Origin of the sequence: Thermosediminibacter litoriperuensis (assembly GCF_008124715.1) — a bacterium.
Lineage (GTDB): Bacteria > Bacillota > Thermosediminibacteria > Thermosediminibacterales > Thermosediminibacteraceae > Thermosediminibacter > Thermosediminibacter litoriperuensis.
The window spans coordinates 1-1,883 of record NZ_VNHO01000060.1 but is presented as its reverse complement, the minus strand read 5'-3'; the positions used below and the strand labels follow the sequence as shown (position 1 = coordinate 1,883).

The following is a 1,883-nucleotide window of genomic DNA, read 5'->3' as shown; positions in this document are numbered from 1 at the left end:
GATCCTGTCCATGCTGAAGGAAAAGGATATGACCGCCGGGGAGATCGCAGCCCAGTTTGATATATCCTGGCCCAGCATCTCCCATCACCTTAACACTTTGAAGCAGGCGGGCATGGTCGTGGACGAGAGAAAGGGTCAGAACATATACTATTCCCTAAACACTTCAGTCTTTGAGGAAGTTGTGGCCTTTGCTTTCGAACTTTTGGGCAGGAAAGATGATGAAAGGGTGGAAAAGTAAGATGTTAAAAAAATGAGGAGGTGGCTAATCACCTCCTCCTATTCAATCTGAATACTAATTCTGTTTCCATTCCTCCCAGACTTTACCCACCAGGTTGACTCCGGGCTTTAACACCGGGCAGCCCGGCTCCCAGCCGGAAGGTGTGACCTCGGCGCCGCCGGTTTTCCTCACGTGCTGTAAGGCCTTTATCCATCTTATAAATTCTTCCGGGTTCCTGCCTACGGGGGGTATCAGGATCTCGAAGGCTTGGACTACACCGTCAGGGTCTATGATAAAAGTTCCCCTCACATCCACTTTAACTTCCTCATCGTAAACTCCATAAATTCTGCCTATATCTCCACCGGCGTCCGAGAGCATCGGGTATGGGAGGCCACCTTCCACCAGCTTGGAAAGCTCCACTTCCTGCCATGCCTTGTGTACGAATACGCTGTCAACGCTGATAGCGAGCACCTCAACTCCCAGTGACTTTAGTTCGTTGTACCGCTCGGCAACTGCCGTAAGTTCTGTGGGTCAGACAAAGGTGAAATCACCGGGGTAAAAGTAGAGCACCACCCACCGACCCAAGTAATCCGAGAGCTTCACGTCAATGAACTCGCCGTTGTGATACGCCTTCGCCGTAAAGTCGGGTGCTTTTTTACCTACCATCACCATTTTGCCACATCTCCTTTCTTACGACTTTTAGTATGGGATGAAATAAAAAATATTGTTGTTACAACTACATATAATTTGTCGGTAATGAATTACCTGCATTATCACCCCAATATAGTATTAGAAAAATTTTATTGAAATAAACTTGCAATTGTGTCGACTATCTATATTAAATTCACTATAATATGCGGTAAATAAAATTTTAGTAATGGTAAAAAATAACGACATTGAAGCATGCATTACAGCCTCATCGGTAACCGACATTTATTATATTATGCGAAAGTATAAAAAGCAGAAAGAACGAATATTAATGCTAACTGAATATTTAAAAGCTTGTCGATATAATAAATACTACTAAAACGGACATTTTGAGGGCATTAAAAATGCAAAGTGCAGACTTTGAGGATGCAGTCGTCTTCCAGAGTGCAAAGCGTAAAAAAGTGGATTATATCATAACCAGGGATAAGAAGGGGTTTGCGGACAAAGTAATCAAAACAGTAAGTCCGGAGGAATTCTTGAGAATTATAAAAAAAGAAATTTGACCATACTTCTTTAAAAGTAATGATGCAATACTAATAGTGAACTGAGCCTTGCTTATTGAAAAAATCTATAATATAATATAAACGGATAGAAAATTACTAAACTTAATAGCCCTGTGGATGAAGGGTGCGGGAGAGACCCCACGAAGGGGCGCCGAAGGGGTAAGTGGCGTAGCCATGAAACTCTCAGGCAAAAGGACCGTATCCTGACATGCCTCTGGAAAGCCGAAAGGTACCGACGGGGCAATTTCCCGAATTGTGAGAATTCGGGGAAGAATCTCTCAGGTGAAGGACAGAGAGAAATAAAGGTATTACCCCTTTATTTCTCTTTTTTATTTGACGTTTTAGGGCATAATTAAATTAAGACGTGCTATGAAAAGTCAATAGACTAAAGCAAAAAGTTCTTGACAATCACATAGAGATCCTGGTCACGCATTGCCGCTGGGTGGAGACCATTG

The 1,883-nt window shown here is 42.9% G+C and carries 2 protein-coding genes, 1 pseudogene and 1 riboswitch; of the genes and pseudogenes, 2 read left to right on the top strand and 1 reads right to left on the bottom strand.

Going from position 1 to position 1,883, the window contains the following annotated elements; translation table 11 throughout:
- Nucleotide 1: 1 nt before the first annotated feature.
- The gene (locus tag LZ11_RS12190; protein WP_246110820.1) at nucleotides 2–238 is read left to right on the top strand and encodes an autorepressor SdpR family transcription factor; all 237 of its coding nucleotides are present in this window, start codon (nucleotides 2–4) and stop codon (nucleotides 236–238) included.
- A 54-nt stretch (nucleotides 239–292) separates the two neighbouring features.
- Here LZ11_RS12190 and prxU read toward each other — a convergent pair.
- Nucleotides 293–889 (bottom strand): annotated as a pseudogene (gene prxU / locus LZ11_RS12185) (thioredoxin-dependent peroxiredoxin); the annotation flags it as partial.
- A gap of 380 nt (nucleotides 890–1,269) precedes the next feature.
- Here prxU and LZ11_RS12605 point away from each other — a divergent pair.
- Complete coding sequence (locus LZ11_RS12605) at nucleotides 1,270–1,428, top strand: PIN domain-containing protein (protein ID WP_222927273.1); 159 nt, start codon at nucleotides 1,270–1,272, stop codon at nucleotides 1,426–1,428.
- Between the two features lie 117 nt (nucleotides 1,429–1,545).
- A riboswitch (glycine riboswitch) is annotated at nucleotides 1,546–1,637 on the top strand.
- Nucleotides 1,638–1,883 lie beyond the last annotated feature (246 nt).

What these genes read in the sequence shown, in the direction of transcription:
- LZ11_RS12605 (WP_222927273.1), top strand. Translation starts at nt 1,270, where the DNA reads ATGCAAAGTGCAGACTTTGAGGATGCAGTCGTCTTCCAGAGTGCAAAG.